Origin of the sequence: Citrobacter arsenatis (assembly GCF_004353845.1) — a bacterium.
Taxonomy (GTDB): Bacteria; Pseudomonadota; Gammaproteobacteria; order Enterobacterales; family Enterobacteriaceae; genus Citrobacter; species Citrobacter arsenatis.
Genome location: NZ_CP037864.1, coordinates 3,201,655 through 3,226,060 on the forward strand (window position 1 = coordinate 3,201,655; position 24,406 = coordinate 3,226,060).

The following is a 24,406-nucleotide window of genomic DNA, read 5'->3' on the forward strand; positions in this document are numbered from 1 at the left end:
GTGTTGTCCTCAGGCTACACCGACCAGCAGCCACCGCAGCGCGATAAACAGCGCCAGTGCCAGCGTCGATGCCACCCACATCAATCGAATCGTATGGGAAATGTCGTCTACCGAAATGTCACGTTGTGCATCACCGATCCACGGTTTCTCAACGCGCTCGCCAAAGTAGTCATTAGGACCACCCAGCCGAATTCCTAATGCCCCGGCAACGGATGCTTCCGACCACGCGCAGTTTGGGCTGCTGTGGTTGTAGCGATCTCGCCAGCCAATCTGCAAAGCACGCGCGCCGTCCTGACGGCATAAAAATGCTGCTGCGCCCAACAGCAGCCAGCTCAGTCTTGCAGGAATATAATTTGCGACATCGTCCAGACGGGCGCTGACCATACCGATAGCGCGGTATTTCTCATGTTTGTAGCCCACCATGGAGTCAAGGGTGTTTACCGCTTTGTAGGCCATCGCCAGGGGCGCTCCGCCGAGGAAGAGAAAAAACAGCGGCGCGATGATGCCATCAACGGTGTTCTCCGCCACGGTTTCTACTACGCCGCGATTGATCTGGTGAGGTTGTAATTGCGAGGTATCGCGTCCCACAATCCATGACAGCTTTTCCCGACTTGCGGCAAGGTTACCGGCACGCAGCGGACGCTCGACATCCTGCGCGGCGTTTGCCAGACAGCGCCCGGCCAGTACGGTAAAGATCATCCAAACCTCAAGTACCCAACCAAGCCAGGGATGAATTAATTGCGCCAGCGCCAGCACTCCCCAGGACACAGCCCAGGTCAGTCCAACCACCACAATCCACATCACCGCGCCACCGATGCGTAACGCATGGTCGCTATGGCAGTAACGTCGAACAACTCGCTGCACCGCAGAAATCAGATTGCCAATCCAGCGCACCGGATGCGGCCAGTTCTGCGGGTCGCCGATGATAAAATCAAGCAGCCAGGCAACACACCACGCGAGGATCGTCATAGCGCGCTTCTCGCGGCTGCCAGCCAATGGTTAAGCATCTGCGGACGTTGAGCAAAATGAACGTGCAGGTAGCTGGCAAAGGTGTTTCCGACCTGCCAGCCGCCGGACCAGGCTTGCAGCGTTTTACCATCGCGTACTTTGCGACAGTTCATCACCGCTGGCGTTTCAGGGGTAAAATCGGAGTAGTGGAATTCATGTCCACGCAGCACTTCGCCTGCTGCGGCTAACAATGTTTGCTGTGCGGCCTGTGCTTCACAGTAGCCAAATCGGGTCAGACGTTTCCCCATTTTGCTGTGACCGGGAATGATATCCGCCATCAGCCAGGTATCACCGTGACTATCCTCCAGCGAACTACCGAGATACATCAACCCACCACACTCGGCATAAATCGCAACACCTCGTTGGTGCGCCGCCCGCAGTTGATTCAGCATTGAGACATTGCGGGCCAGCGCCGCAGCATGTAACTCAGGGTAGCCACCACCTAGCCAGATCATCTGACAGTCGGGTAAGCAGGTATCGTGCAACGGGCTAAAACGGACAATGTTAAGCCCTGTGCGTGCCAGGAGCGTGATGTTATCCGGGTAGTAGAAGTTGAAGGCTTCGTCATCAGCGATGGCAAGCGTTAGCCCTGCCCCGGCGTCTGCGGCAGGTAGCGCTGGCCATTCACCAGCAGGAAGATTGGTTAACTGGCTAAATGCCAGCAGAGCGTCGATATCAAGAGTTTGCTCCAGCGTCGCGGCAAACTCCTGCCACGGCTGCTGGTTAATAACCGACTCGCGCGCGGTCACCAACCCCAGATGCCGTTCGGGAAGTGCAACGCCTTCCATACGGGGAACATAGCCTAAGACGGGTACATCACAGTAGCGCTCAATCGCCACTTTCAGGAGTTGATAATGCGTTTCACTGTTGACCCGGTTGACAATGACGCCGGCGATGTTCAGGGTTGGATCAAAATGCTGAAATCCCATTACCGTTGCGGCGATCGAGGTGGAAACGGCTTTGCCATCAACCAGTAAGATAACCGGGCAGCCTAACTGTTTGGCCATCGCGGCGGTGCTGCAGTAATTTGGGTCGGTGCCATAACCGTCATACAGCCCCATCACACCTTCAATCACGGCGATATCCGCTTGTTGCATCTGCTCGCGAAATAGAGCGTTCAGCGTGGGGACGGGAAGCATGAAGCTATCCAGATTGCGGGAAGCGGTGCCACATACCGCTGTATGCCAGCCGGTATCAAGATAATCAGGCCCCACTTTGCAAGGCTGGACGCGTAAACCGCGCTTTTTCAACAAGCTCAACAAGCCCAGCGTCACCGTGGTTTTACCACAGCCACTGCCGGTGCCTGCAAGAACAAATGCGTGAAAATTGGCCGCCATACCCTGATCCTGTTCAGGGTGGTAGGGGTGTAGAGATACCCAGTCTCTCGACTGTATGCATCTGAACCACCCACTTCCCACCGAAGTTGTTGGTAGTCACTGACAGGCAGGTCTTCTGGCTTAGCGTCATCCTCACCCGTCCTTCCCAATCTTGCGATCAGTGGTCCATACGGGGTCGTCAGCATCACAGCAGCGGGGGCTGCGGGGGATTCTCACCCCCTTCCCTACCACAAATGTGGCAAACCTGTCAGTTCAAGAGCCTGGTTAATTAAGCTCTCTGTTATGAGGTAAATTCACGACCTCATGACAATAATTCAATTTAATATCTTTCCGGGTTCATTCAACCAATTACCTGGCCTAAACCCACTTATTCATATGTTCGCATTTTGAATGAAAGTGTCAGCAAAGAATAAAGAAAGTCATTCACACAGACACTGTATCTCATCACAAAAATAAAAACTGGTGCAGTTTATCCTTCTAATACCATTATTTTGTTGCGCTATGACAATTTATTGACTGCTGTTGTTACTTTTCATTTTATAATGACTGACATAGCGCCCTATATCAAAAATCGGCAATAGCAAAATATTGCTATTTAAGCGGATTCACCACGTGAAATGACATTTATTTGCTGGCGAAATGCCTGCGGTGTGACCTGATACGTTTGACGAAAAACTTTGCAAAAATAACTGGTTTGCGAAAAGCCTAAATTACGTGCGATGCTGGCTATGCTCCAGTCACTGTGACAAAGCAACTCTTTGGCACTGGCCATTCGCTGTTGGTTTACCCAGGCATTAAAACCGATGCCCTGATACTTTTTGAACAATTTGCTGAAATAATAAGGGCTAAGGTAAACATGGGAGGCGACATCTTCCAGACGCAATTCGTCTGATAAATGTGCATCAATATAGCGCAGAGCTTTTTTCATTTTGCTGTCATGAGGATTGGTACCGCGGCTTGCACGTACCGGCTCTGACTGCTGCGGGTTATCTTTGATCACAACAAAATTAAGTTGTTTCTTAAGACAATTTTCTACGATGAGCTTGAGAAGATCCGCAGAAGCGATGACTCGCGAATAGTCCATCTCCGGTACATTACGAAATTCGCTGACCAGTTCGGGGTCTGCTTGCCAACGGTCATCGACGTTCAGAATATCAACCAGCCCAACATCATTACTTAAGCGTACCTGACCACAGAGTACAAACCCAACCAGGTGGCCCGCAATGACCAACGGGATTGAGAAATCAGTAAGTCCGGCGTGACAGCGATAGATGCAGGGTTGATCGGATTTAGAGGCTTCCAGCCCTCCACAGCGATCGCTCATACGACAACGAGTACTGTGCTGGGGGTGCTGGCGCATCAGCTGGCAAAAAGGGGTGAAATTAAAAAGCTCAGAAATTTCATCACCGTGAATATTGACAACCACAACGGCCAGACTGGTGGCCTGCGCAAAATCCTGTGCGATTTTATTAATGAGTTCTGAGTTCAGGGCACTCGCAGAAATCATGATAAAACCTCTCAGTTAATTTATTGTTATAAATAAAACATATTATTCACATTCATTTTCATCCTGCCATCCTGAGCATTGATGAAAGTCATCATTGAACATAACAAAAGTCTCCCAGTGTTGGGAGACTTTTTCAGCGGTTCAGGAAACCGGATCACGAAAACAGTTTTTACCTTTCAAAAATAAACTTATTCTGTGAAGCTAGCTCTCATTTTCCTCCAGCTTACACGTATTACACGGTAAATTTTTGCCAATAAAATAACGATAAATTGCTGCACCCGCGCAAGCGCCGATGATGGGCGCCACAATCGGGATGATGAAATAAGGAATATCACGTCCACCGGTCATCGCAACATCTCCCCATCCGGCCATCCACGCAAACAATTTAGGGCCAAAATCACGTGCCGGGTTCATGGCAAATCCGGTGAGCGGACCGGTTGAAGCGCCAATAACAGCAACCAGAAGACCAATCAACAAGGGGGCCAACGGACCTTTTGGCACACCGTTACCGTCGTCAGTCAGCGCCATGATCATCCCCATCAGAATGGAGGTAATCACCACTTCGACTAACGCAGCCTGCCACACGCTGAGTGCCGCCGCAGGATAGGTACTAAAAATACTGGCAAGCTGCAGGCTTTCCAGACTGCCGCGCACCATCTGGTGGGCCGATTCATACTCGGTAAACAAGCTGCCGTAGAGCAAATAAGCCAGCAGTGCGCCACCGAAGGCACCCGCGACCTGTGCCACGGTGTAAGGTAAAACTTTGCGCCCCGGAAAGCAGGCAAACAACCACAGAGCAATGGTGATAGCAGGGTTGAGATGCGCCCCAGAAATCCCGGCAGTCAGGTAGACCGCAAGCGAGATCCCCAGACCCCATATGATGCAGATCTCCCACAATCCCAGGCTGGCACCTGCGACTTTCAGGGCGCTCAGGCATCCAATGCCAAAAAACAAAAACAGCCCGGTACCCAAAAACTCAGCAATGCATTGCGCTTTTAGTGAATCGTTCATTGTGACACCTTCTAAGCAGAGTTCGTGTCTTTACCAGCGGACTCCTTGCTGGCAAGTAGAATACTTCGAGGCTTACTATAAAAAGGCGTGTCGGCAAATTGTTGGCAATCTGCGAGCGGTATGACTTTTAAAATCGTGTGACGATAGCAAATTCTTGCCATCATTTTTATTAAAAACGGCCAGAAAACAGGGCATCCCACTATTACTGACTCTATTTATAAATAATAAAATATTGCGAATGGCAGAATCCTGTTTTCAAACCATCATCACAATTTCATTTCCCCGCATAGCAAAGGATATTTATCCTGTCACCAGAAAAAGTGTAAATATGGAATTAACATAGCCAAATAGTCACATTGTTAAAATCAAAAATAATCAACAAAAACAACCACATACAATAAAAAACAGCAATTTTATATCACCCTAACCTCACTATTTTTTCACTCTTACTTTCAAGTCAGCCATTCTTTTTCCTCGCTTCTTTTTATAGTCATGAAAATCGGGACAACCCAGGCGAGGTCTTTATGCAACAAGAAGCGTTAGGAATGGTAGAAACCAAAGGCTTAACTGCAGCCATAGAGGCCGCAGATGCAATGGTGAAGTCAGCCAATGTAATGCTGGTCGGCTACGAAAAAATTGGTTCAGGGCTGGTAACAGTCATTGTCCGCGGCGATGTCGGTGCAGTCAAAGCAGCAACAGATGCAGGTGCCGCCGCAGCACGTAACGTGGGAGAAGTGAAAGCCGTACACGTCATTCCACGCCCGCATACCGATGTAGAAAAAATCTTACCGAAGGGAATTAGCTAATGAGCAGCAATGAGCTGGTTGAACAGATCATGGCGCAGGTGATTGCTCGCGTGGCAACGCCGGAACAGCAGGCTATCCCTGAAAATAATCCTCCAACACGAGAAACGGCTATGGCAGAGAAAAGCTGCAGTTTAACGGAGTTTGTCGGTACTGCGATTGGCGACACCGTCGGTCTGGTAATCGCCAACGTAGACAGCGCCTTACTGGACGCGATGAAGCTTGAAAAACGTTATCGCTCCATTGGCATCCTCGGCGCACGTACTGGTGCGGGCCCGCACATCATGGCCGCCGATGAAGCGGTAAAAGCCACCAATACCGAAGTCGTCAGTATTGAGTTGCCACGTGATACGAAAGGCGGCGCGGGTCACGGTTCGTTGATTATTCTCGGCGGCAACGATGTTTCCGACGTGAAACGCGGTATTGAAGTCGCGTTGAAAGAGCTGGATCGCACCTTTGGCGATGTTTATGCCAACGAAGCCGGTCACATCGAGATGCAATACACCGCACGCGCCAGCTACGCGCTGGAAAAAGCCTTTGGCGCACCAATTGGTCGCGCCTGCGGCGTCATCGTCGGCGCGCCAGCATCCGTGGGTGTCCTGATGGCTGATACTGCGCTGAAATCCGCCAACGTGGAAGTTGTGGCCTACAGCTCCCCTGCCCATGGCACCAGCTTCAGTAACGAAGCCATCCTGGTCATTTCAGGTGATTCCGGCGCTGTTCGCCAGGCCGTTATCTCCGCCCGTGAAATCGGTAAAACCGTACTCGGGACCCTCGGCTCAGAGCCGAAAAACGATCGTCCGTCCTACATCTGATATCAGTGAGGCTGATTCATGAGATCGAAAAGATTTGAAGCACTGGCGAAGCGCCCTGTGAACCAGGATGGCTTCGTTAAGGAGTGGATCGAAGAAGGCTTCATTGCGATGGAAAGCCCGAACGACCCCAAACCGTCGATTAAAATCGTCAACGGTACAGTCACTGAGCTGGACGGTAAATCTGCCAGTGAATTTGACTTAATTGACCATTTCATTGCCCGTTATGGCATTAACCTGGCGCGCGCTGAAGAAGTCATGGCGATGGACTCGGTCAAACTCGCCAATATGCTTTGCGATCCTAACGTGAAGCGCAAAGACATTGTGCCGCTGACCACCGCAATGACGCCGGCAAAAATTGTCGAAGTGGTGTCCCATATGAATGTCGTTGAGATGATGATGGCCATGCAGAAAATGCGTGCTCGCCGGACCCCATCTCAACAGGCGCACGTTACAAACGTTAAAGATAACCCGGTGCAAATTGCCGCTGATGCCGCTGAAGGCGCATGGCGCGGGTTCGACGAACAGGAAACAACCGTTGCCGTTGCGCGTTATGCGCCATTTAACGCCATTGCGCTGTTAGTCGGCTCACAGGTTGGACGCCCTGGCGTATTAACCCAGTGTTCACTGGAAGAAGCGACCGAACTTAAACTCGGCATGTTAGGCCACACCTGCTACGCGGAAACCATCTCCGTCTATGGTACTGAACCCGTCTTTACCGACGGCGACGATACGCCATGGTCGAAAGGCTTCCTCGCCTCTTCCTACGCCTCTCGCGGTCTGAAAATGCGCTTTACCTCCGGATCTGGCTCAGAAGTTCAGATGGGTTACGCCGAAGGCAAATCGATGCTATATCTGGAAGCCCGCTGTATTTACATCACCAAAGCCGCTGGCGTACAGGGTTTACAGAACGGTTCCGTAAGCTGCATCGGCGTGCCTTCCGCTGTGCCATCAGGCATTCGTGCGGTGCTTGCTGAAAACCTGATCTGTTCTTCTCTGGATCTGGAATGCGCCTCCAGCAACGACCAAACCTTTACCCACTCGGATATGCGTCGTACTGCCCGCCTGCTGATGCAGTTCCTGCCGGGTACTGACTTCATCTCTTCCGGTTATTCCGCAGTGCCGAACTACGACAACATGTTTGCGGGTTCGAACGAGGATGCTGAAGATTTTGACGACTACAACGTTCTCCAGCGTGACCTCAAGGTAGATGGGGGACTGCGTCCGGTTCGTGAAGAAGACGTTATCGCCATTCGTAACAAAGCGGCGCGCGCACTGCAGGCCGTCTTTGCTGGAATGGGATTACCGCCAATCACGGATGAAGAGGTGGAAGCTGCAACCTACGCCCACGGTTCGAAAGATATGCCGGAGCGAAACATCGTTGAAGACATCAAGTTTGCACAAGAGATCATCAATAAAAACCGTAACGGTCTGGAAGTGGTGAAAGCCCTTGCTCAGGGCGGTTTTACCGATGTCGCTCAGGACATGCTCAACATCCAGAAAGCCAAGCTAACCGGGGATTATCTGCATACCTCCGCCATTATCGTTGGCGACGGACAGGTGCTATCCGCAGTAAATGACGTCAATGACTATGCCGGTCCGGCAACAGGTTATCGCCTGCAAGGCGAACGCTGGGAAGAGATCAAAAATATCCCTGGCGCACTTGATCCCAACGAACTTGGCTAAGGGGTGAAAAATGGAAATCAATGAAAAGCTGCTGCGCCAGATAATTGAAGACGTACTGTCTGAAATGCAAACCAGCGACAAACCCGTCTCATTCCGCGCATCGACAGCGGCTAGCGCGCCTCAGGCTGCTGCGGCACAGGGAGACAGCTTTCTGACCGAGATTGGTGAAGCCAAACAAGGCCAGCAGCAGGATGAAGTGATTATTGCCGTAGGTCCGGCGTTTGGACTGTCGCAAACCGTCAATATTGTAGGGATCCCGCATAAGAATATCTTGCGCGAGGTGATTGCCGGTATTGAAGAGGAAGGTATTAAAGCGCGCGTTATTCGCTGCTTTAAATCCTCCGATGTGGCATTCGTCGCTGTGGAAGGTAACCGTCTGAGCGGTTCCGGGATCTCTATCGGCATCCAGTCAAAAGGCACAACGGTTATCCACCAGCAGGGTCTGCCGCCGCTTTCTAACCTGGAATTGTTCCCTCAGGCACCGCTTCTGACGCTGGAAACCTATCGCCAGATCGGTAAAAACGCCGCGCGTTATGCCAAGCGTGAGTCTCCGCAACCGGTTCCTACTCTGAATGACCAGATGGCTCGCCCTAAGTACCAGGCGAAATCGGCCATTCTGCACATAAAAGAGACTAAATACGTCGTGACGGGCAAAAACCCGCAGGAACTGCGCGTGGCGCTTTAATAAAGGATAACTCCATGAATACCGATGCAATTGAATCGATGGTTCGGGATGTGCTGAGCCGGATGAACAGCCTGCAAGGCGAGTCCGTAACTCCTGCTGCGGCGAGCTCATCAACACATACCGCGAAAGTCACGGATTACCCTCTCGCGAATAAACATCCTGAGTGGGTAAAAACCGCAACCAACAAAACGTTGGATGATTTCACGCTCGAAAATGTTCTGAGCAACAAGGTGACGGCGCAGGACATGCGCATCACCCCTGAAACGTTGCGCCTGCAGGCGGAAATCGCCAAAGATGCCGGACGTGACAGACTGGCGATGAACTTCGAGCGCGCCGCTGAGCTAACCGCTGTTCCTGACGATCGCATTCTTGAGATCTACAACGCGCTGCGCCCGTACCGCTCAACGAAAGATGAGCTGATGGCCATCGCTGACGATCTCGAAAATCGTTATCAGGCCAAGATCTGTGCAGCTTTCGTTCGTGAAGCGGCAGCGCTGTACGTTGAGCGTAAAAAACTCAAAGGCGACGACTAACTCAGGGACAGGATCATGCGATATATAGCTGGCATTGACATAGGCAACTCATCAACGGAAGTCGCTCTGGCTATCCTGGATGAGTCTGGCGCGCTGAGCATCACCGGCAGCGCGCTGGCGGAAACCACCGGGATTAAGGGCACATTACGTAATGTGTTTGGCATTCAGGAGGCACTTACGCTGGCGGCAAAAAACGCCGGTATCAATGTCAGCGATATTTCGCTCATCCGTATTAACGAAGCCACCCCGGTCATTGGCGACGTGGCGATGGAAACGATCACCGAAACCATCATCACTGAATCCACCATGATCGGCCACAACCCTAAAACGCCAGGCGGCGTCGGGTTAGGCGTGGGCGTCACTATTACGCCGGAAGACCTGCTCAGTCGCCCGGCGGATACGCCCTACATTCTGGTGGTGTCATCGGCATTTGATTTCGCCGATGTCGCCACGATGATTAATGCCTCCGTACGCGCCGGATACCGGCTAACTGGCGTTATTTTGCAGCAGGACGATGGCGTACTGGTCAGTAATCGTCTGACCCAGCCCCTGCCCATCGTCGATGAAGTCCTTCATATTGACCGCATCCCGTTGGGTATGTTGGCAGCCATTGAGGTCGCGGTCCCAGGAAAGGTTATTGAAACGCTTTCTAACCCCTACGGAATTGCAACCGTCTTTGGCCTTAATGCCGACGAGACTAAAAATATTGTCCCGATGGCGCGGGCGCTGATCGGCAACCGTTCTGCCGTGGTGGTGAAAACACCGTCAGGAGATGTGAAAGCACGAGCCATTCCTGCCGGAAATCTGGAGCTACAGTCGCAGGGTCGTACCGTGCGCGTCGACGTTGCAGCTGGCGCTGAAGCGATTATGAAAGCGGTTGGTGAATGCCCAAAACTGGATAACGTTACCGGAGAAGCGGGTACCAATATTGGCGGCATGCTGGAACATGTGCGCCAGACAATGGCTGAATTAACCAACAAACCCAGCCACGAGATTTTTATTCAGGATCTGCTGGCAGTCGATACCTCGGTTCCCGTCAGCGTAACAGGTGGCCTGGCTGGTGAGTTCTCGCTTGAACAGGCTGTCGGAATTGCCTCCATGGTGAAATCAGACCGCCTGCAAATGGCGATGATTGCCCAGGAAATCACACAAAAGCTCAACATTGACGTCCAGGTTGGTGGCGCCGAAGCCGAAGCGGCCATTCTGGGGGCCCTCACCACGCCAGGCACGACGCGACCGTTGGCTATTCTGGATCTTGGTGCGGGATCGACTGACGCCTCCATCATCAACCCGAAAGGCGAAATTATTGCCACACACCTGGCGGGCGCGGGCGATATGGTCACGATGATCATTACCCGTGAACTGGGGCTGGATGACCGTTATCTCGCTGAAGAGATCAAAAAGCACCCACTGGCAAAAGTCGAAAGCTTGTTCCATCTTCGCCACGAAGATGGCAGCGTCCAGTTCTTCCCCACGCCTCTCCCACCAACGGTTTTTGCCCGCGTGTGTGTAGTAAAACCCGATGAACTGGTGCCACTGCCAGGCGAACTGGCGCTGGAGAAAGTGCGGGCCATTCGCCGCAGCGCGAAAGAACGCGTTTTCGTTACCAATGCGCTCAGAGCGTTACGTCAGGTGAGTCCGACCGGGAACATTCGGGATATTCCCTTTGTGGTACTGGTTGGCGGCTCATCTCTGGACTTCGAAGTTCCGCAACTGGTTACCGATGCACTGGCACATTATCGCCTGGTTGCCGGGCGCGGCAACATTCGTGGCATCGAGGGTCCACGCAATGCGGTTGCGACCGGGCTGATTCTCTCCTGGCACAAGGCGTTCGCTCATGGAAAGTAATCACACCACGCCCACCATCGTTATCTTCACCACTTCTGACTGCATTGACGTCTGGAATGACGTGCTGCTGGGTATTGAAGAAGAAGGAATCCCCTTTGTGATTCAGGTGAGCCAATCAACTGACGTTATCCACAACGCATGGCTGGCGGCCTGCCAATCGCCATTGCTGGTTGGCATTGGCTGCAATCGCGAAAAACTGGTCGTGCACTACAAAAACTTACCCACATCAGCGCCACTTTTTACGCTGACGTATCAACAAGATAGCCACGCTCGTCGCAGCATTGGTAATAACGCTGCGCGGCTGGTTAAAGGCATTCCGTTCCGGGAATGCCACTCATAACCCACAGGAGAAAAGCAGTATGAATAACGCACTGGGACTGGTTGAAACAAAAGGGCTTGTCGGTGCTATTGAAGCCGCTGATGCCATGGTGAAATCCGCAAACGTGCAGTTGGTTGGTTACGAAAAAATCGGCTCAGGTCTTATCACCGTTATGGTTCGCGGCGATGTCGGCGCGGTAAAAGCTGCCGTAGATGCCGGAAGCGCAGCGGCGAGCGCCGTTGGTGAGGTGAAATCCTGCCACGTTATCCCGCGTCCGCACAGCGACGTTGAAGCCATTTTACCTAAATCCGCTTAAGCCGTTAAAACCAAGGAGCACAGCGTGAAGCAATCACTGGGATTACTTGAAGTTAGTGGTCTGGCATTAGCCATCAGTTGCGCGGACGTCATGGCGAAAGCCGCCTCCATCACGCTGGTGGGCCTCGAAAAAACCAACGGCTCAGGCTGGACGGTGATCAAGATAATCGGGGATGTGGCCTCCGTCCAGGCGGCCATTTCCACCGGTGTCAGTTTCGCAGAACACCGTGACGGGCTGGTGGCCCACAAAGTCATATCCAGACCAGGGGACGGTATCCTGTCACATAGCGTTATTGAGAAGTCTGAACCGACCCCTGAGCCTACACCAGCCGTAGCGCATGAGGAGATGTTTGTAGACCCGGCAGCACCTGAAGCGCCGCAAGATGCAGAACTGATTAGCTGCAATCTGTGTCTTGACCCTGCCTGCCCCCGTCAAAAGGGCGAGCCGCGCTCTCTTTGTCTGCACTCTGGCAAACGAGGTGAAGCGTGATGGACAAACAGCAACTGGAGACAACGGTCACCAAAGTTCTGGATGAAATGCGCGAGCGCCCTATTCCGCTGGGGATCTCTAATCGCCATATTCATCTTTGCGCTGAAGATTACGACCGTTTGTTTCCCAATCACCCTATTAGCGAGAAAAAAGGGCTGTTGCAGCCAGGACAATATGCGGCAGAGCAAACCGTCACGCTGGTGGGGCCAAAAGGTCAGTTAAAAAATGTGCGTTTACTCGGCCCACTGCGGAGCACCAGTCAGGTCGAAATTTCCCGAACCGACGCCCGCACATTGGGAATTGCTGCCCCGTTGCGGATGTCTGGCAATATCGAGGGCACGCCTGGCGTTCACCTCGTCAGTCCATTTGCTGAGCTGGACTTAACATCCGGGGTAATCGTTGCCCAACGGCATATCCATATGTCGCCACTCGATGCCCTGATCCTGCGGGTTTCCCATGGCGATAAAGTCTCTGTCGCCATAAATGGCGATGAACGTCGACTGATTTTCGATAACGTCGCCGTACGCGTTTCGCCGGATATGCGCCTTGAGATGCATATCGATACAGACGAAGCCAATGCTGCAGGCGCTGATAATCCGCAGGCATTTGCCACACTGGTGAGCTCACGATGAACAGCGAACTGCTGCAACGCATTATCGAGGAGGTTGTTTCCCGATTAAAAAAACGCGCGGAAAGCTCGCTTTCTCTTAGCGTCGCGCAGTTACGGGAAACTGATTCACGGACATTGTGCTGCCAGTACTCGTCGCTCCACCTCCTGCAGGTCGACCTGCCATTACTGCAGCAAATTGCCGAGGGCAGCCCAGCCAACACGTCGGTGGTAACGATTCACGAAGCGCTGGCATGCGGAGTCCGCGTGAAAATTTCACTACAACACCAATTGTTACCCGCGATCCCGGTGAAAAAACTCGCGCGTCTGCCGCTGGAGTTCAGTGATGAGCTGGGACGCATTATCGTTTTGCATCCTGAAAAACTTCTCAGCTATGCCAACGTCGCCCAATTGAAGGATGGCGTGCTGGTGCTACGCCGTCGCTGTGTCGTGACGGCTCTGGCTCAGGAAGCGGTCGGTACGCGAAATATCCAATTAATTAAGCAGGAGTGAGCTATGCATCTGGCACGGGTTACAGGCGTTGTGGTTTCCACGCAAAAATCCCCATCACTGGTGGGAAAAAAACTGTTGCTGGTACGTCGGGTGAGTGCTGATGGAGAGCTTCCCGCATCACCAGTAAGTGGAGATGAAGTTGCCGTTGATTCTGTCGGCGCAGGAACCGGAGAACTTGTATTACTCAGCAGCGGCTCCAGTGCCAGACACGTTTTTTCTGGCCCTAATGAGGCCATCGATTTGGCGATCGTCGGCATTGTCGACACGCTTTCTCGTTAGGAGGAACTATGGCGATTTATACCCGCACTGGCGATGCCGGCACAACGGCCCTTTTTACCGGGCAACGCGTGAGCAAAACGCACCCACGCGTCGAGGCTTACGGTACGCTGGATGAACTTAATGCGGCGCTAAGCCTGTGCGTTTGTGCGGTGAAAAATCCACAACACCGCCTGTTACTTGAAAATATTCAGCTGCAGATTTTTTGGTTCAGTGCCGAACTGGCAAGCGAGAGCGAACAGCCTACACCAGAGCAGCGCTATATCAGCTCGGAAGAAATTGCAGCTCTAGAGGCCGCCATCGATACCGCAATGGGAAGAGTGTCGCCCCTGCGTAGTTTTATTTTACCTGGCCGCAGCGAAGCTGCCAGCCGTCTGCACTTTGCCCGCACGCTGGCTCGTCGCGCAGAGAGACGGCTGGTCGAACTCTCCACCGAGATCTCCGTCAGGCACGTGCTGATGCGTTATATCAATCGCCTTTCCGACTGCTTATACGCGCTTGCGCGAGCAGAAGATCATGACGCCCATCAAAACGACATTATTCAGAAAGTGGCGGAGCGCTATCTCGCCGCCACTCGAACCTCAGCCATCAGGGAGCCGGCTATGTCGCTGTCTTTTCAGGAACTCCACCAACTCACTCGCGCTGCGGTAACGAGAGCAGAAGAACTTCGGGTTCCGGTTGTCATCAGCATTGTTGATGCGAACGGGACCCAAACGGTGGCCTGGCGTATGCCTGACGCATTACTCGTCAGTAGCGAACTGGCACCGAAGAAAGCCTGGACTGCCGTGGCGATGAAAACCGCCACGCATGAGCTGTCCTCAGCGGTACAACCAGGCGCCGCGCTTTATGGTCTGGAAAGCCATATGCAGGGAAAAGTCGTCACCTTCGGTGGCGGGTACGCATTATGGCGTGAAGGTTTACTCCTTGGGGGTCTTGGCATCAGCGGGGGAAGCGTTGAGCAGGATATGGACATTGCAGAAACGGCCATTGCGGCGATTAACGTGAGAACACATCAATGAATACTTCAGAACTTGAAACCCTTATTCGTAACATTTTGAGTGAGCAACTCGCCCCGGCAAAAACAGACGTTAAGAGCAACGGAATTTTTCCGTCGGTTGGCGAAGCGATCGATGCCGCTCATCAGGCTTTTCTGCGTTACCAGCAATGTCCATTGAAAACCCGCAGCGCCATCATAAATGCCCTGCGCGAAGAACTGACGCCTCAACTGGCTTCACTGGCTGCCGAGAGCGCTGCCGAAACGGGAATGGGCAACAAAGAGGATAAGTTCCTTAAAAATAAAGCAGCGCTGGATAACACGCCGGGTATCGAAGATCTCACCACCACGGCGCTAACCGGCGACGGCGGCATGGTGTTATTTGAGTATTCTCCATTTGGCGTAATTGGCTCCGTCGCCCCCAGTACCAACCCGACGGAAACCATTATTAACAACAGCATCAGTATGCTGGCTGCGGGAAACAGCGTTTATTTTAGCCCGCATCCGGGTGCTAAAGCGGTTTCACTGAAGCTGATTGCCATGATTGAAGATATTGCTTTTCGCTGCTGCGGGATTCGCAATCTTGTCGTCACGGTCACAGAACCCACTTTTGAGGCTACCCAGCAGATGATGGCGCACCCTAAAATCGCAGTTCTGGCGATTACCGGTGGTCCAGGCATTGTTGCTATGGGCATGAAAAGCGGGAAAAAAGTCATTGGCGCAGGCGCAGGCAATCCGCCCTGCATTGTTGATGAAACAGCCGACCTGGTTAAGGCGGCGGAGGATATCATCAATGGCGCATCCTTTGATTACAACCTCCCCTGCATTGCTGAGAAAAGCCTGATTGTTGTTGATGCCGTTGCCGAACGCCTGGTTCAACAGATGCAGTCTTTTGGTGCGATGCTTCTCAATAGCGAAGAGGTAGACAAACTGCGCGCAGCCTGTCTGTCAGAAGGCATGGCTAATAAAAAACTGGTAGGGAAAAGCCCGGCAACCTTACTGGAAGCGGCGGGAATACCGGTTCCGGCTAAAGCACCTCGATTACTGATAGGCATCGCCAAGGCAGATGACCCGTGGGTTACCAGTGAGCAATTGATGCCAATGCTTCCCGTCGTCATGGTGAGCGATTTTGACAGTGCGTTAACCCTGGCACTGAAGGTTGAAGAGGGATTGCATCACACCGCCATTATGCATTCGCAGAATGTGTCACGTTTGAACCTTGCCGCGCGCACGCTTCAGACCTCCATCTTTGTGAAAAATGGCCCCTCTTACGCCGGGATTGGCGTGGGTGGTGAAGGCTTTACAACTTTCACTATTGCGACGCCAACCGGCGAAGGAACAACATCTGCGCGCACGTTCGCACGCTCTCGTCGTTGTGTGCTGACAAACGGTTTTTCTATTCGCTAATGGGGCCGTTATGAAAAGCTTTTCACTGCAAACTCGATTGTACAGCGGCCAGGGAAGTCTGGATGTGCTCAAGCGCTTCACGAATAAGCATATCTGGATTATCTGCGATGGTTTTCTCGCGCGTTCTCCCCTGATTGAAAAGCTGCGCGACGCTCTACCAGCGGATAACCGCATCAGTATTTTCAGCGATATCACCCCCGATCCCACCATTAGCACAGTAGTTCAAGGGATTGCGCAAATGCAGTCCCTGCGACCGGATGTCGTCATTGGTTTTGGTGGTGGCTCAGCACTGGACGCAGCAAAAGCCATCGTCTGGTTCAGCCGACAGTTCGGTATTGAAATTGAAACCTGTGTCGCTATCCCCACCACCAGCGGCACAGGCTCGGAGGTTACCAGCGCCTGCGTGATTAGCGATCCGGATAAAGGCATTAAATATCCATTATTTAATAATGCGCTTTATCCGGACATGGCCATCCTGGATCCGATGCTGGTCGTCAGCGTTCCGCCAGCCATAACCGCGAATACCGGCATGGACGTGTTAACGCATGCACTGGAAGCTTACGTGTCCACGAAGGCAAGCGACTTCACTGACGCGCTGGCTGAAAAAGCAGCACAAATCGTCTTCCAGTACCTACCTGTCGCCGTTAGTAAAGGCGAGTGCCTGGCAACCAGAGGGAAAATGCACAACGCGTCAACGCTCGCGGGAATGGCATTTAGTCAGGCCGGACTGGGGATCAATCATGCGATTGCCCATCAATTGGGCGGTCAGTTTCATCTGCCGCACGGGCTTGCCAATGCGCTACTGCTGACCCATGTCATTCATTTTAATGCCCGCGATCCGCGGGCTGCAAAGCGCTATGCCCGTTTCGCTAAAGCCTGTCACTTATGCCCGGATAACGCGAACGATACTGCGGCATTGAATGCGCTCATTCGTCATATCGAGCTACTCAAAAAACAGTGCGCGTTACCTTCTTTTGTTGACGCGCTTAAAGACGGAAAGCAAGCCTGGTCACAACGTATACCGTCGATGGTTCAGGCCGCGCTGGCTGACGTCACGCTGCAAACCAATCCTCGTGTTGCCGACGCCAGTGCCATGCAGGAACTGCTTGAGGAATTATTATGAAGACAGCCATGACGCCAGAGTCCACGCTTTATGATGCGCAAACAATTCGCGAACGCGTTCGCGCTGCGGGAGTTGTCGGGGCCGGAGGCGCGGGCTTTCCTGCTCACGTAAAATTACAGGCGCAGGTCGATACGTTTCTGGTCAATGCGGCAGAGTGTGAGCCGATGTTGAAAGTTGACCAGCAGTTGATGGCCGTCCAGGCTGAGCGACTTATTCGCGGCGTTCAATATGCAATGACGGCGACCGGAGCCAGTGCCGGTATTATTGCGCTCAAAGAGAAATACCAAAAGGCTATCAATGCGTTAACGCCCCTTCTGCCTGCCGGGATTCGCTTACATATTTTGCCTGACGTCTACCCTGCAGGTGACGAGGTTTTGACCATCTGGATGGCAACGGGTCGGAGAGTTCCGCCTGCCGCGCTGCCGGTCAGCGTCGGCGTGGTGGTCAATAACGTCCAGACCGTGCTCAACATCGCCAGAGCAGTTGAACAGCAGTACCCCGTAACGCGTCGAACCCTGACCATTAACGGCGCAGTCGCCAAACCAATCACTCTCACTGTCCCTATCGGAATTTCTTTACGTGATGTTCTGGCGCTGGCCGGTGGGGCAACCGTTGACGATCCCGGCTTTATTAATGGGGGTCCGATGATGGGCAGCCTGATTACTTCACTCGATACTCCCGTAAGCAAAACCACCGGGGGCCTGCTGGTTTTGCCGAAGTCTCATGCGTTGATTCAGAGGCGAATGCAGGATGAACGTACGGTGCTTTCTGTAGCAAAAACCGTTTGCGAGCAGTGCCGTTTGTGTACGGATTTGTGCCCAAGGCATTTGATCGGCCATGAATTATCACCACACCTGCTGGTTCGTGCGGTTAATTATCAGCAGGCTGCCACACCACAATTGCTACTCACGGCCCTGACCTGTTCAGAATGCAATGTGTGTGAAAGCGTAGCCTGTCCGGTTGGGATTTCACCGATGCGAATCAACCGCATGCTTAAACGCGAGTTGCGGGCGCTCAACCATCGTTATGAAGGGCCGCTAAATCCTGAGGATGAAATGGCGAAGTACCGGCTAATCCCGGTTAAGCGCCTTATCGCCAAACTAGGTCTTAGCGACTGGTATCACGATGCGCCACTGGCGGAGACAGATTATTCCACAGATAAAACGACGCTGTTGCTACGCCAACATATTGGTGCCAGTGCCATTCCATGTGTACAGCAGGGCGAACGCGTTGCTCGTGGTCAATGCGTTGCCGATGTGCCATCCGGTGCATTAGGCGCACCTGTCCACGCCAGTATTGACGGCATTGTCAGCGAAATCACTGAGCAATCCATCACGGTAATAAGAGGTTAATCATGTCTCAGGCTATAGGGATTTTAGAACTCACCAGCATTGCCAAAGGAATGGAAGCTGGCGATGCCATGTTAAAAAGCGCGAATGTGAATTTACTGGTCAGCAAGACCATCTGCCCGGGAAAATTTTTGCTCATGCTCGGTGGTGACGTAGGTGCCGTACAGCAGGCGATTGCCACTGGAACATCTCTGGCTGGCGATATGCTCGTCGACAGTCTGGTACTCCCCAATATTCACGCCAGCGTACTCCCCGCAATCAGCGGACTAAACAGCGTGGATAAGCGTCAGGCCGTTGGCATTGTCGAAACATGGAGCGTTGCGGCCTGCATCTGCGCCGCCGACCGGGCGGTTAAAGCCTCCAACGTTACGCTGGTACGCGTCCATATGGCATTTGGTATTGGCGGCAAGTGCTACATGGTCGTTGCCGGCGATGTGTCTGATGTGAATAACGCCGTGACGGTTGCCAGTGAAAGTGCGGGTGAAAAAGGTCTTCTGGTTTACCGCTCGGTTATACCTCGTCCGCATGAAAGCATGTGGCGACAGATGGTGGAGGGATAATGGAAAGACAACCCACCACGGATCGTATGATTCAGGAATATGTTCCTGGTAAGCAGGTCACACTGGCGCATCTTATCGCCAATCCTGGAAAGGATCTGTTCAAGAAACTGGGATTACCAGAGTCGGTTTCTGCAATCGGTATTTTGACCATTACCCCCAGCGAGGCCTCAATCATCGCCTGTGATATCGCCACGAAATCCGGGGCGGTAGAGATTGGTTTTCTCGACCGGTTTACCGGCGCAGTAGTACTGACGGGCGATGTTTCCGCCGTTGAGTACGCGTTGAAACAGGTAACCCGAACGCTGGGCGAAATGATGCGTTTTACCGCTTGTCCCATTACCCGGACGTAACGCATGAAACGCATAATGCTAATTGGCCCCAGCCAGTGCGGTAAAACGTCGCTCACGCAGTGCATGCGGGGAGAAGCGCTTCACTATCAGAAGACCCAGGCCATAGTCTGGTCTCCCACGACAATAGACACACCGGGTGAATATCTCGAAAACCGCTGCCTGTACAGCGCACTACTGGCCAGCGCCTGTGAAGCAGACATCATCGCGCTGGTTCTCAATGCTGACGCGCCGTGGTCACCCTTTTCTCCTGGTTTTACTGGACCAATGAACCGTCCCGTTATCGGTCTCGTCACCAAGGCCGATTTAGCCAACCCGCAGCGTATTTCTCTCGTGGAGAGTTGGTTAGTTCAGGCTGGCGCGCAAAAAGTATTTGTCACCAGCGCGCTGGAGAATACCGGAGTCGATGAGATGTTCATTTTTCTCAATGCAAAGGAACCTTCATGTCTCATAAAATAATGGCCATTAATGCAGGTAGTTCCTCGCTTAAGTTTCAGCTACTGGCGATGCCGCAGGGTGAAATGATTTGCCAGGGACTGATCGAACGTATCGGTATGTCTGATGCGCAGGTCACCCTAAAAGCGCCAGCACAGAAATGGCAGGAGACTTTGCCCGTAGCCGATCACCGTGAAGCAGTAACGCTACTGCTGGAAAAACTGCTCAGTCACAATATTATCAGCAGTCTGGAAGAGATCGACGGCGTTGGCCACCGCGTCGCGCACGGCGGTGAATCCTTTAAAGATTCCGCGCTGGTTACCGATGAAACACTGGCGGAAATCGAACGCCTTGCGGAACTGGCACCGCTCCATAATCCGGTGAATGCGTTGGGAATTGCGGTATTCCGCCAGCTGTTGCCGAAAACACCTGCCGTTGCGGTTTTTGACACGGCTTTTCATCAGACTCTTGATGAGCCCTCATTCATCTATCCCCTGCCCTGGCGCTACTATTCAGAGTTGGGTATTCGTCGTTATGGTTTTCATGGCACCAGCCACAAGTACGTCAGCGCTAAGCTGGCCGAAAAGCTGGGCGTGCCGCTCAGCGCTTTGCGCGTTGTTTGTTGTCATCTGGGCAACGGCAGCAGCATCTGCGCTATCAAAGGCGGGCAATCGGTGAATACGTCTATGGGCTTTACGCCGCAGTCTGGCGTAATGATGGGCACACGAAGTGGCGATATTGATCCATCCATTTTGCCATGGATAGCCCTGCGCGAAGGCAAAACTCCGCAGCAACTCAACCAATTGCTCAACAATGAGTCTGGATTACTCGGTGTTTCTGGTATTTCACCCGACTATCGTGATGTTGAACATGCCGCAGATACGGGCAATCACCAGGCAGCACTGGCGTTGACGCTTTTTGCCGAGCGGATTCGCGCCACTATCGGTAGCTACATTATGCAGATGGGCGGACTGGATGCGCTGGTGTTTACCGGGGGAATTGGCGAGAACTCAGCACGGGCCCGCACCGCAATTTGTCACAACCTGAATTTCTTAGGACTGGCCGTTGATGAAGAAAAAAATCAGCGTAATGCCACCTTTATTCAGACGGAAAATGCGGTGGTTAAAGTGGCGGTAATTAATACCAATGAAGAGCTGATGATAGCCCATGATGTAATGCGTTTAGCGATATCAGAAACTGTGACATTGGGCATTCCCGCCTGACATTGCCGCACCGCAAATTGCGGCAAATCATGGTAATAGCGCGATCGCCATGACACTATGCGCCGAGGATTGCTGAACACAAAGGTGAAGACGTGGCTGTTGCGCAATGTCCCGCATCGTGCGGAGAACTTATCCAGGGCTGGATTCTGGGCAGTGAGAAACTGGTCTCCTGCCCGGTCGAATGGTATAGCACCGTTGAGGTCAGTTCAGGCTCACCGCTGACAGATGAACGTCCACTTTCGCGGGCAATGGTTGACAGGTTATTGCAGCACTGGCAATACCCGGCGCATCTAAGCCAGGATATCCGAATAGATGTTCAGTCAACCATTCCCGTCGCTAAAGGAATGGCGAGCAGCACTGCGGATATTGCCGCCACGGCTATCGCCACGGCGCATCATCTGGGTCATCAACTGGACGAACCGTTACTGGCGCAGCTTTGTGTTTCGCTGGAACCGACCGACAGCACCGTTTTTCGTAAGCTTACTCTTTTCGATCATAACAACGCCTCCACGCAAATTTCCTGTGAAGCTCAGCCTCAGCTCGATCTGCTGGTTCTCGAAAGTCCGGAAACATTACGTACCGCGGATTATCACCGTATTCCACGTCATTCCGGTTTGCAAGCGGGAGCAGCGGCCCTCAAACGGGCATGGGAAAAAGTACAAGAAGCCTGTATCAGCCAAAATCCTTACCGCCTGGGAGAAGCCGCTACGCTTAGCGCGATCGCCAGCCAGTTACTGTTACCTAAACCGGATTTTGATTCACTGTTAGCGCTGGTAGAAGAATGTGATTTATACGGCGTAAACGTCGCGCACAGCGGTAGCGTAGTCGGGCTGATGCTGGACAGAAAGCGTCATGATGTGGATTACATAAAATGGATGCTGGTGCAGAAAAAACTGACGGCTCACTGGCCGGAGCAGCATTTGTTACGGATGGTCACGGGCGGGGTCAAATTGCAATAAGGGTCGCCGCACCGCAGCGACCCGAACAAGCATAAAATCGTTACTCGGCTTTCGCTTCGGTGTTTTTCACTTCGCCCATCGCTTTCAGCTTTTTAGAGATATCGCGACGCTCTTTCGAGATCTCGGCGTTTTTGATGATGTAGTCATCAACACGGTCTTCATAATCGCTTTTCATGCTGGCAATAATGCCCTGAATCGCTTCCACGCTCATACCAGGCTTGATGTAGTCGCTCAGGTTGTCCAACAGCAGAACGCGTTTCTGGTTGTCACGGATCTTTTTCTCAACGTCCTGAATTTCACGTTGCAATTTGTTTTTACGACGGAACAGACGAACAAATTCCAGCACGTCCTGGAAAGAAGGCTTGGTAGTTTCCATTTTTACACCCCTGATAATGTGAGATTCGGATTCGTTAAAACAACGGCTAAAGTGGGTCAACATTACTTTCATGCCCGCCATACTTCAAGTTGCATCTGCATCGACAATGCATGGTTGAAACCTGAATTATCGAGGGTAAAGCCATTGCAGTTACCAATGGTTTTAGCCTTTTTCAGTATCATACCTCTAATCTTTGCTGAATCGAAGCAGCAGTAGAACCTATCGCCTCATCTGCTCTTTATTTGCGCAGCGCACGACAGATTAAATGCGAGAGCAACTCCAGCTGTCGCGCCATTTCCATGTTCAACCAAACGTAGCCGTGAATGGGCGTTTCTGCGACATTATCGCCTTTATGCTCAGCAATGAGCTGACGCAACTCCGCCACGGTGTCATTGAGTTTTTCCGTATTGGCAAGCACCGGCTGCGGATTACCTTCATACAAAGCGTGGGTTATGGTCAGTAGGGCCTGCTGCGTCCTGAGTTGAGTTTCACGAAGAGTATGCGCATTCAGCATGACAAAGTGACTGGTACGGCTGGCCCAAAGCGCATTAATTTGCAGCTCAAGCATGCAGACCAGATTACGGTTAACCGTTTGAATAGCCTCAAAAATTGATTTTTGAATACGGGTTTCTTTACTGGCGGGAACGATGAGTCCGCGCATTTTGACAACGTCGCTTAAGAGCTGCTGTAAATGCTTTTCAAGCCGCGGTTGCTCAAGCAAATTAGGGGATAGCGCGGCCTGATACACCCGATTGTACCCCGTTACGCAATGTGCCAGTTGGATACGCCAGTGTATGAATGCCCGCTGCGGCCAGATGCCGGTAAACAGCATCGCCAGTAATGAACCCAAAATAACGTCGCCACCGCGCCATAACGCGGTATTCATATCCCCGGCGGGTGCGCCCACAACGACAGCAAGCGTGATGCCAATCAGCAGCGCCTGATACGGCCTTTTACCTAACGCCAGCCAGCCGCAGAGAAACATTGCCACGGCGCACCATATCAGCATTAGTGGAAGTGAAAAAAGCTCCAGACGCAGGGCAATCAGCCCAAGAACCGATCCCAGGATCGTTCCGCCAATACGTTCAAAAGCTCTGGGAACAACGTTACCCCAAAAAGAAATTGGCCCCATAATCACCACCAGCGTGATCAGAGGCCATGTTCCTTCAGGGATGTTTAACAGGCGTACCAACAGAAAAGTAAGCAGAAACGCCAGCGCAATGCGAATACCATGCACCACACGATAATGACGATACAAACGAATTTCAAAAGGACTCAGCGACTTATCTGCACGCACTCATGCACTCCGTCAGGGAATAGCGAAGAACAGAATTGTACCTGTTTTTACGGCGAAAACATCATCCTGATTTACACCAAAAACAGCTACTTCGACTGCACTGGCACGTACATTTCAATGTCCCAGTAACCGTCCTCCATGCCATTGTTCATATAAACTTCAAAGCAGGGTTTAGGAGCTATGGTGTAAGTCGTATCCTGCATCAGGCGTTCGAAGAACTGGTACCACGGCGTCGCAAAATCGTGATTCTCAACACGTGCAACGGCTATAGCATAGTCGCCCCCCGCCAGTTCGGTGAGGATCACCCCTTCGCTGTTTTCCGGGATCGCAAAACCTTCAGGCACAGAGACCACGGTATCACAGCGCAGTTTTTCCGCAGGAACAACGTCAGGATTGTCGTAATAAACGGCGATCCATTCCAGCGGTACAATCTGTTTACCGTCGACCCACTTCATTAACTGCTCAAAACCCTGCTTAACCGTTTGTTCCCACGGTCCAAGCATATGGAAACCGGCAATCATGCGTTTATCGACCTGCTTTATCTCGTACTCCATACAACCTCCACCGCTACACTGTATTTATATAC

At 52.4% G+C, this 24,406-nt stretch carries 28 protein-coding genes and 1 riboswitch; of the genes, 21 read left to right on the forward strand and 7 right to left on the reverse strand.

The window, feature by feature from the left end; translation table 11 throughout:
* Nucleotides 1-9: 9 nt before the first annotated feature.
* From cbiB to pduF, 4 genes are all read right to left on the reverse strand, one after another.
* The gene (gene cbiB, locus E1B03_RS16690) at nt 10-969 is read right to left on the reverse strand and encodes an adenosylcobinamide-phosphate synthase CbiB (RefSeq protein WP_103771284.1); all 960 of its coding nucleotides are present in this window, start codon (nt 967-969) and stop codon (nt 10-12) included.
* Nucleotides 966-2,345 carry a cobyrinic acid a,c-diamide synthase CobB gene (locus E1B03_RS16695; protein ID WP_103771285.1) on the reverse strand — a complete coding sequence of 460 codons (1,380 nt, stop codon included), beginning with the start codon at nt 2,343-2,345 and terminating at the stop codon, nt 966-968. Before E1B03_RS16695 ends, cbiB begins: the two co-directional genes overlap by 4 nt.
* An 88-nt stretch (nt 2,346-2,433) precedes the next feature.
* Nucleotides 2,434-2,608: riboswitch (cobalamin riboswitch) on the reverse strand.
* 332 nt (nt 2,609-2,940) lie between these two features.
* Entirely contained in the window at nt 2,941-3,852 is a 912-nt protein-coding gene (gene pocR / locus E1B03_RS16700) for a transcriptional regulator PocR (protein WP_103771286.1), read from the reverse strand.
* A 201-nt stretch (nt 3,853-4,053) separates the two neighbouring features.
* The gene (gene pduF, locus E1B03_RS16705) at nt 4,054-4,863 is read right to left on the reverse strand and encodes a propanediol diffusion facilitator PduF (protein WP_103771287.1); all 810 of its coding nucleotides are present in this window, start codon (nt 4,861-4,863) and stop codon (nt 4,054-4,056) included.
* Between the two features lie 524 nt (nt 4,864-5,387).
* Between pduF and pduA the strand changes: the two genes are divergently transcribed.
* The 21 genes from pduA (at nt 5,388) to E1B03_RS16810 (ending at nt 22,147) form a co-directional block, all read left to right on the forward strand.
* On the forward strand, nt 5,388-5,669 hold the full coding sequence (gene pduA, locus E1B03_RS16710) for a propanediol utilization microcompartment protein PduA (protein ID WP_003030255.1): 282 nt from the start codon (nt 5,388-5,390) through the stop codon (nt 5,667-5,669).
* Complete coding sequence (gene pduB, locus E1B03_RS16715) at nt 5,669-6,481, forward strand: propanediol utilization microcompartment protein PduB (RefSeq protein ID WP_003834129.1); 813 nt, start codon at nt 5,669-5,671, stop codon at nt 6,479-6,481. The genes pduA and pduB overlap by 1 nt, the downstream gene beginning before the upstream one ends.
* An 18-nt stretch (nt 6,482-6,499) precedes the next feature.
* Nucleotides 6,500-8,164, forward strand: coding sequence for a propanediol dehydratase large subunit PduC (gene pduC, locus E1B03_RS16720; RefSeq protein ID WP_003030249.1), 1,665 nt, complete (start codon nt 6,500-6,502; stop codon nt 8,162-8,164).
* A 10-nt stretch (nt 8,165-8,174) separates the two neighbouring features.
* Nucleotides 8,175-8,849, forward strand: a complete 675-nt coding sequence (gene pduD, locus E1B03_RS16725) for a propanediol dehydratase medium subunit PduD (protein WP_003844241.1) — start codon at nt 8,175-8,177, stop codon at nt 8,847-8,849.
* Between the two features lie 14 nt (nt 8,850-8,863).
* Nucleotides 8,864-9,382 (forward strand): propanediol dehydratase small subunit PduE, encoded by a 519-nt coding sequence (gene pduE, locus E1B03_RS16730; protein ID WP_043016824.1) that lies wholly within the window; start codon nt 8,864-8,866, stop codon nt 9,380-9,382.
* A gap of 15 nt (nt 9,383-9,397) precedes the next feature.
* Nucleotides 9,398-11,230 (forward strand): diol dehydratase reactivase subunit alpha, encoded by a 1,833-nt coding sequence (locus E1B03_RS16735; protein ID WP_133086595.1) that lies wholly within the window; start codon nt 9,398-9,400, stop codon nt 11,228-11,230.
* The gene (locus tag E1B03_RS16740; RefSeq protein ID WP_133086596.1) at nt 11,220-11,570 is read left to right on the forward strand and encodes a glycerol dehydratase reactivase beta/small subunit family protein; all 351 of its coding nucleotides are present in this window, start codon (nt 11,220-11,222) and stop codon (nt 11,568-11,570) included. The genes E1B03_RS16735 and E1B03_RS16740 overlap by 11 nt, the downstream gene beginning before the upstream one ends.
* A 19-nt stretch (nt 11,571-11,589) precedes the next feature.
* Nucleotides 11,590-11,865, forward strand: a complete 276-nt coding sequence (gene pduJ, locus E1B03_RS16745; protein ID WP_001057752.1) for a propanediol utilization microcompartment protein PduJ — start codon at nt 11,590-11,592, stop codon at nt 11,863-11,865.
* A 24-nt stretch (nt 11,866-11,889) separates the two neighbouring features.
* Nucleotides 11,890-12,354: a BMC domain-containing protein gene (locus E1B03_RS16750; RefSeq protein ID WP_103771292.1), complete on the forward strand. Its 465-nt coding sequence runs from the start codon at nt 11,890-11,892 to the stop codon at nt 12,352-12,354.
* The gene (locus E1B03_RS16755; protein ID WP_103771293.1) at nt 12,354-12,986 is read left to right on the forward strand and encodes a phosphate propanoyltransferase; all 633 of its coding nucleotides are present in this window, start codon (nt 12,354-12,356) and stop codon (nt 12,984-12,986) included. Before E1B03_RS16750 ends, E1B03_RS16755 begins: the two co-directional genes overlap by 1 nt.
* Nucleotides 12,983-13,474, forward strand: coding sequence for a microcompartment protein PduM (pduM, locus tag E1B03_RS16760; protein WP_103771294.1), 492 nt, complete (start codon nt 12,983-12,985; stop codon nt 13,472-13,474). The genes E1B03_RS16755 and pduM overlap by 4 nt, the downstream gene beginning before the upstream one ends.
* A gap of 3 nt (nt 13,475-13,477) precedes the next feature.
* A complete protein-coding gene (locus E1B03_RS16765) occupies nt 13,478-13,753 on the forward strand; it encodes a EutN/CcmL family microcompartment protein (RefSeq protein ID WP_003030211.1) in 276 nt (91 codons plus the stop codon).
* A gap of 8 nt (nt 13,754-13,761) precedes the next feature.
* Nucleotides 13,762-14,769, forward strand: coding sequence for a two-domain cob(I)yrinic acid a,c-diamide adenosyltransferase PduO (gene pduO, locus E1B03_RS16770; RefSeq protein WP_133086597.1), 1,008 nt, complete (start codon nt 13,762-13,764; stop codon nt 14,767-14,769).
* Nucleotides 14,766-16,151, forward strand: coding sequence for a CoA-acylating propionaldehyde dehydrogenase PduP (gene pduP, locus E1B03_RS16775; protein ID WP_133086598.1), 1,386 nt, complete (start codon nt 14,766-14,768; stop codon nt 16,149-16,151). The genes pduO and pduP overlap by 4 nt, the downstream gene beginning before the upstream one ends.
* A 10-nt stretch (nt 16,152-16,161) precedes the next feature.
* Nucleotides 16,162-17,274 carry a 1-propanol dehydrogenase PduQ gene (locus E1B03_RS16780; protein ID WP_103771297.1) on the forward strand — a complete coding sequence of 371 codons (1,113 nt, stop codon included), beginning with the start codon at nt 16,162-16,164 and terminating at the stop codon, nt 17,272-17,274.
* Nucleotides 17,271-18,626, forward strand: coding sequence for a cobalamin reductase PduS (gene pduS, locus E1B03_RS16785; protein ID WP_133086599.1), 1,356 nt, complete (start codon nt 17,271-17,273; stop codon nt 18,624-18,626). Before E1B03_RS16780 ends, pduS begins: the two co-directional genes overlap by 4 nt.
* Nucleotides 18,627-18,628: 2 nt before the next feature.
* Complete coding sequence (gene pduT, locus E1B03_RS16790) at nt 18,629-19,183, forward strand: propanediol utilization microcompartment protein PduT (protein ID WP_003030201.1); 555 nt, start codon at nt 18,629-18,631, stop codon at nt 19,181-19,183.
* Nucleotides 19,183-19,533, forward strand: coding sequence for a propanediol utilization microcompartment protein PduU (gene pduU, locus E1B03_RS16795; protein ID WP_016156881.1), 351 nt, complete (start codon nt 19,183-19,185; stop codon nt 19,531-19,533). Before pduT ends, pduU begins: the two co-directional genes overlap by 1 nt.
* 3 nt (nt 19,534-19,536) lie before the next feature.
* Complete coding sequence (pduV, locus tag E1B03_RS16800; RefSeq protein ID WP_103771349.1) at nt 19,537-19,989, forward strand: propanediol utilization protein PduV; 453 nt, start codon at nt 19,537-19,539, stop codon at nt 19,987-19,989.
* Nucleotides 19,974-21,188, forward strand: a complete 1,215-nt coding sequence (locus E1B03_RS16805; RefSeq protein ID WP_103771299.1) for an acetate/propionate family kinase — start codon at nt 19,974-19,976, stop codon at nt 21,186-21,188. The genes pduV and E1B03_RS16805 overlap by 16 nt, the downstream gene beginning before the upstream one ends.
* A 92-nt stretch (nt 21,189-21,280) precedes the next feature.
* On the forward strand, nt 21,281-22,147 hold the full coding sequence (locus E1B03_RS16810; protein WP_103771300.1) for a GHMP family kinase ATP-binding protein: 867 nt from the start codon (nt 21,281-21,283) through the stop codon (nt 22,145-22,147).
* A 40-nt stretch (nt 22,148-22,187) separates the two neighbouring features.
* On the opposite strand, the gene E1B03_RS16815 is transcribed toward E1B03_RS16810, so the two are convergent.
* From E1B03_RS16815 to sbmC, 3 genes are all read right to left on the reverse strand, one after another.
* Nucleotides 22,188-22,523: a DUF496 family protein gene (locus E1B03_RS16815; RefSeq protein ID WP_103771301.1), complete on the reverse strand. Its 336-nt coding sequence runs from the start codon at nt 22,521-22,523 to the stop codon at nt 22,188-22,190.
* 238 nt (nt 22,524-22,761) lie between these two features.
* On the reverse strand, nt 22,762-23,820 hold the full coding sequence (locus E1B03_RS16820; RefSeq protein WP_103771302.1) for an FUSC family protein: 1,059 nt from the start codon (nt 23,818-23,820) through the stop codon (nt 22,762-22,764).
* A gap of 86 nt (nt 23,821-23,906) precedes the next feature.
* Complete coding sequence (gene sbmC, locus E1B03_RS16825; protein WP_133086600.1) at nt 23,907-24,374, reverse strand: DNA gyrase inhibitor SbmC; 468 nt, start codon at nt 24,372-24,374, stop codon at nt 23,907-23,909.
* Nucleotides 24,375-24,406: the final 32 nt, after the last annotated feature.